This window comes from Bacillus sp. ISL-78 (assembly GCF_018613455.1).
GTDB classification, from domain to species: Bacteria; Bacillota; Bacilli; order Bacillales; family DSM-1321; genus Peribacillus; species Peribacillus frigoritolerans.
Genome location: NZ_JAGGQC010000049.1, coordinates 1 through 5124, shown reverse-complemented (window position 1 = coordinate 5124; position 5124 = coordinate 1). Strand labels below are relative to the sequence as shown.

The window sequence follows — 5124 nt, the reverse complement described above, 5'->3', positions numbered from 1 at the left end:
AACGAACTACAGGAATGCTAACCTGCCCCGTTAGTTCCAAAGAAAAGAGCTGCCTTATTGACAGCTCTGACTCAGCTAACGCACCCGTTATGATTGTTAAAACTGGAATTTTTGATAAATTTATTTTAATAATGATAATATCATCGCTACAGAATTTTCTACAAATGAACGCTCTGGACGAGATTTCATTAACACGGTAAGTCCGATTAATGAAGCGACTAGTGTCTGTGCTAAAACTTTAGCATTAAGGCTGCTTTCGAGCTCTCCTGAGCGAATACCTCGAACAATCGTTTCTTGAAATATGATCGAAAGATACATCTGATGCTCCCTTGTAAGGATTTCAAATTTTTCATCGTGAGGGGCAAGTTCCACCATTGTATTAATGCAAAAACATCCCTTGTTCGGACTTTCTTTATATTCCTCTTCCACCAAATCTTCAAAAAATCTGTGAAATGCTTCCTTTACAGATAGATTGTTTTGAAGTTTTGTTCGAATATGGGAAGCATGTAACTTTGTATATTTGCGTAATGCAGCCTCAAACAATTTCTCTTTGTCTCCAAAAGCTGAGTATAAGCTTGGTCGTTGTATCCCCATTTTGGCAGTCAAATCGCTTAGCGAAGTAGCCTTGTACCCCTTCTCCCAGAAAAGCAACATAGCATCATCCAACGCTTTTTCCTCATCAAATTCACGTTGTCGAACCATAATAAATCCCTCATTTCAAAAAACAAATTTCTTCACTAGATAATTAATCTTGTTCTTGATTCTTTTTTATTTGCTCAATGATTCCGAATCTGTCCACTTGAATCCAGTATTCCACTATTTTTCGATCCTCTAATAGGTATACGGCACTACCTATTTCAATAACCTCTTTATTTGTAGGCAGATAACCCTCATACTCTCCAATATGCATTCCTGTCTGCTTCCATCTGACATGAACTTTTTGATTTTGAGAAATTAATTCTTGAATTTCAATTTTAAATTTCCCCCATGAATCTATCATTTCTCTAATATGATCAGCATAATTCTCAGGTGACCTTTTAATTGTCACCATGCTTTCTGAATTCACTTGATGTGCTCTTACTTCTTTCGCCATAAAAAACTTAGCATGTTCGGGATTGCAACCTGATCTGACAACTTCAAAGAAGCTTTTTATAATCTGTTCGTTTGTCTGTAGGAATTTTGGAGATGGTGAATCGCCCCCAGATATTTCAGTTAATTCGTAATTCCCCGGTATTTGATTCATGGATAATTAATCCTCCTTTTAATTACCAATCGGTATATTATGATTTTATTTAATTAAAGTTTTATTGTCAAATTGTGATGATTCTTTCAAGGATAGCATTCAAATAACTGCATAACTTACTTGACATCAAAATGTTTTGTTGGTTATCCTTATAAGTAATTATTTCATACCGAACGATATATTATACTGTTGAGTACAAAAGGGGGATGTAAGTAATGGTAAAGGTGAAGGTTAAGGTTAAAGAAAAAACAACAATTATAGTTGAAGATCATGATACGAAAACGGTTCAGTTACAAATAGTATCCGGATCAACCATGACTCGCTTTATGGCACTATTGTTTGCAACAGCCTGTGGGATGGCTGTCGCCAACATATACTATGCACAACCGTTGCTAGACTCTCTGGCGACCGAGTTCGGTATCGCCCATTCATCCATCGGCATTGTCATTACCATTACACAGCTTTGTTACGCGCTAGGACTGCTACTGCTGGTACCGCTCGGTGATCTACTGAATCGACGTCGGCTAATCATCGGTCAGATGCTTTTATCCGTGTTTTCTCTGATTGTGGTTGGCATTGCCCCCATCATCACAGTGCTTTTCACGGGGTTAGCTGCGGTCGGACTGCTTGCTGTGGTGACTCAGGTGCTCGTAGCGTTCGCATCGACTTTGGCTGCCCCAGCCGAGCGTGGACGTATAGTCGGCTTGGTGCAAAGTGGAGTCGTGATCGGCATTCTGCTCGCACGAACATTCGCTGGTGTACTAACCGATCTCGCCGGTTGGCGTTCGGTCTATCTAGTTTCTGCCGCCATGATGCTCATCATGACTGGCGTGTTGTTCCGAGTCCTCCCGCGTGATGAAAGCGAAAGAGAGTCACTATCCTATCCGCAGCTCCTTCGTTCGGTGCTCACATTGTTCATGCAAGAACGAATCCTACGCATCCGCGGAGTATTGGCTCTGCTGATTTTTACCTCGTTTAGTACATTATGGACTTCGTTGGTGCTTCCTCTCAGTGCTCCACCATACTCTCTTTCACATACCGCTATTGGAGCGTTTGGTCTTGCTGGAGTTGCCGGAGCATTAGCTGCTGCTCGTGCTGGGGGTCTGGCTGATCGAGGTTTAGGGCAGCGAACAACCTGCATAGCCCTAGTTTTATTGCTAGCATCATGGTTCCTAATCAGCTTTACCGAACACTCACTAATCGCATTAGTTATTGGCGTTATCTTTCTTGACCTCGCTGTGCAAGCAGTACATGTCACCAATCAGAGTATGATTTTCACAGTGCGTCCTGAGGCGAGAAGCCGACTTACTGCTGCTTACATGATTTTTTATTCCATCGGCAGTGCCATGGGTTCAATTGTTTCAACCAATATATACGCAAACTATGGATGGATCGGAGTATGTCTATTTGGTGCCTCTGTCAGCGCTTTGGCCCTTTTGTATTGGGTAATAACCTACCGTCTAACGAAGGAGATTAGAGAAAAATAATACCGATTTTTATGTTGGTTTGAAATTTTTTAAGACCTAAAATCATACAAAGTTACAAAAAGGGGTGATACATATTAGTCATGTATAATATGTATCACCCCTTTTACTTCTTGTTCAACAAACGAGTTATTTCAAAGCAGTGCAGCTTTATTTCAAATATACACTTATTCGATTTAATGGCCCAATTGTTGAACAAAGATCAAACAGCGCTCTTAAACTAACCAGCCCCGATAGTTTATTAAGGACAACATAATAAAAAGGAGCCTTGGTCCCTTAAAAATACTTTCTATACAAATCTCTCTCCTCATTGCACCACTTAGATATGCATAAATTTTTGTGGGTTTCACTTTTTTCATGACCCATTAAATTTTGAATCACTTCTAGAGGGGCTCCATTATTTAATAAATTTGTGGCGTAACTATGTCTAAGCTGGTGGGGATGAATGCTCTTTTTTATGTCCGTTCTCTTTGCTACCAGTTTTAAAATGTTCCTCGCTTGAGAAATACTCATTCGATGGGATGCGCGTGTTGTCACAAATAGTGCTTCCTCATGATCTTTTCGCTCACTTAAATATCGCTTCAACCATATTTCACAACGGGTATTGAAATATACTTCTCGTTCTTTACGCCCTTTACCTAAAACGATTGCTGATTGATTAGAGAAGTTGATTGAGGCCCTATCTAAAGTTATTGCTTCACCAATTCTGCATCCTGTTGAATACATAAACTCAAATAAAGCATTTTCGAATGTTGTACCCGCAAATGTTCAATTTCTTCTTCAGACAAGTATTTTGGAACCCTTAATTCTAATTTTGGTTCCTTGATTTTGGAAGCAGGATTTCCATTAATCAAATTTTCATCCTGAGCCCATCTAAATAAAGATTTAATAAATCGAATTCTGTGACCCAGACTGGATGGCTTAAGCTTTTCAGCTGCTTTTCCGAGATAAACTTTAAGAGAATTAGTTGAAAGTTCTTGAAAGGATATATTCCCAAAACTATTCACCAACAAGTTAAATTGGACGTAATAGGCCTTTAATTTTTGTGGAGAATAACCTTGGATTTGCTTATCTGCCTTATATAAACCCCATACATCAGTTAAGATCATATTTGTTTCTCTCCAATCTATACCCTATTAATTGACAGTATAGACAAAAGAAGAACTATTATACTAGATTAGTAGATTTTTATATTAAGCAATAACACCTGTTAGCTAAAGAAGAAAAACTGCCTTAAAACAGGCTTCAATGTTCGGCTAACGCACCTGTTTGTTGAATAATACTAATTGTAGAGCTGACACAAACTATGTATTAGTGATCGGCTTTTTTCTTATCAAAATCTCCCCATAACCAACTAAAAAGGGAATGAAATGCTACGAAACAGAATGCATATGCTAAATTCTCTAACCAATTTATCGTTTGCCCCCTTAAGTATTGCAGACCAGAGCTAGCAATATACATGAGTATGAAACCCACTATATAACTAATGAAAAATCTTTTCTTTGTTATTGCCATAAATACAAACCACTCCTTCCATAAGAAAAAGCTGCCTTAAAGACAGCTCCGATCTTCAGCTAACGCACCCGTAGTTGCATAAGACTTACCGAAGCGTTGACACAAACTGTGACGAAAATGAGACGGTATGAAAATTAATTATATGAGTTCGATCTGCTTTGTTTCTTATGTTGGGATAAGCGATAATGAGGTAGTACAGAAAGAAGTAACCAAAAAGAATAATGGTAGGTACTATATTGGTGAAGATATTTATGAAAATATAACCTAAAATGAGAAAAGTTAAAGAAACTATAAAATTAAATTTATAACCTTTATTACTATTCAATAAAATCACCCCTAACTAATTTTACCATTAAAACACTTTTTTAGAAATAATCCACACAATTCGAAGAGACTGTGCTTGTTGAACTATCCTGCCCCTTTAGTTCCATAAGTAAAAGCTGCCTTAAAGACAGCTCCGAGCTTCACAAACTCTCCATTGTATTGATTCCCTATTTTTTAATAACAATGGATAATTTATAATTTGCATGCTCGTTTAACCCTTCCAAAAAATTATTCATTAATTCATTGGTTGGAAATTTACATTCAAGAAGGTAACAACCATCTCCACTGATTTTATAGTTACGTACAAGGTATTGTTCCTGCGTTTTGATGAATGACAAATATGGCTGATGGTTTGTACTCTGTGTAATGATGGTTAGAAAAGCATGTATATAAAATCCCAATTTGACATGATTAACTTTTATGGTATATCCCTCAATAACCCCACTATCCTCTAACTTTGCTACCCTAGCTGAAGTAGCTGGTCCAGTTAAGTGGACTTTCTCGCCTAATTCTTTCATCGTGATACGACTGTTCTTAGATAGTTCATCAAGGATATCC

4 protein-coding genes and 1 pseudogene are annotated in these 5124 nt (G+C 37.9%); 1 reads left to right on the top strand and 4 read right to left on the bottom strand.

Features of this window, described 5'->3' with window-relative positions; all coding sequences use genetic code 11:
- Nucleotides 1–120: 120 nt before the first annotated feature.
- A complete protein-coding gene (locus J7I96_RS26875; RefSeq protein ID WP_214924364.1) occupies nt 121–702 on the bottom strand; it encodes a TetR/AcrR family transcriptional regulator in 582 nt (193 codons plus the stop codon).
- A gap of 43 nt (nt 703–745) precedes the next feature.
- A complete protein-coding gene (locus tag J7I96_RS26870) occupies nt 746–1243 on the bottom strand; it encodes an ester cyclase (protein ID WP_214924366.1) in 498 nt (165 codons plus the stop codon).
- Between the two features lie 314 nt (nt 1244–1557).
- On the opposite strand from J7I96_RS26870, the gene J7I96_RS26865 reads away from it, so the two are divergent.
- Nucleotides 1558–2730, top strand: coding sequence for an MFS transporter (locus J7I96_RS26865; protein WP_396020157.1), 1173 nt, complete (start codon nt 1558–1560; stop codon nt 2728–2730).
- 273 nt (nt 2731–3003) lie between these two features.
- Here the strand turns inward: J7I96_RS26865 and J7I96_RS28940 are convergent.
- Nucleotides 3004–3836 (bottom strand): annotated as a pseudogene (locus J7I96_RS28940) (tyrosine-type recombinase/integrase).
- A gap of 897 nt (nt 3837–4733) precedes the next feature.
- Nucleotides 4734–5120: an Lrp/AsnC family transcriptional regulator gene (locus J7I96_RS26855; RefSeq protein WP_311315233.1), complete on the bottom strand. Its 387-nt coding sequence runs from the start codon at nt 5118–5120 to the stop codon at nt 4734–4736.
- Between the last annotated feature and the right edge of the window lie 4 nt (nt 5121–5124).

Excerpts from the sequence above, each read along its gene's own strand:
- J7I96_RS26875 (WP_214924364.1), bottom strand. The coding sequence starts at position 702 with ATGGTTCGACAACGTGAATTTGATGAGGAAAAAGCGTTGGATGATGCT.
- J7I96_RS26865 (WP_396020157.1), top strand. The coding sequence starts at position 1,558 with ATGACTCGCTTTATGGCACTATTGTTTGCAACAGCCTGTGGGATGGCT.
- J7I96_RS26870 (WP_214924366.1), bottom strand. The coding sequence starts at position 1,243 with ATGAATCAAATACCGGGGAATTACGAATTAACTGAAATATCTGGGGGC.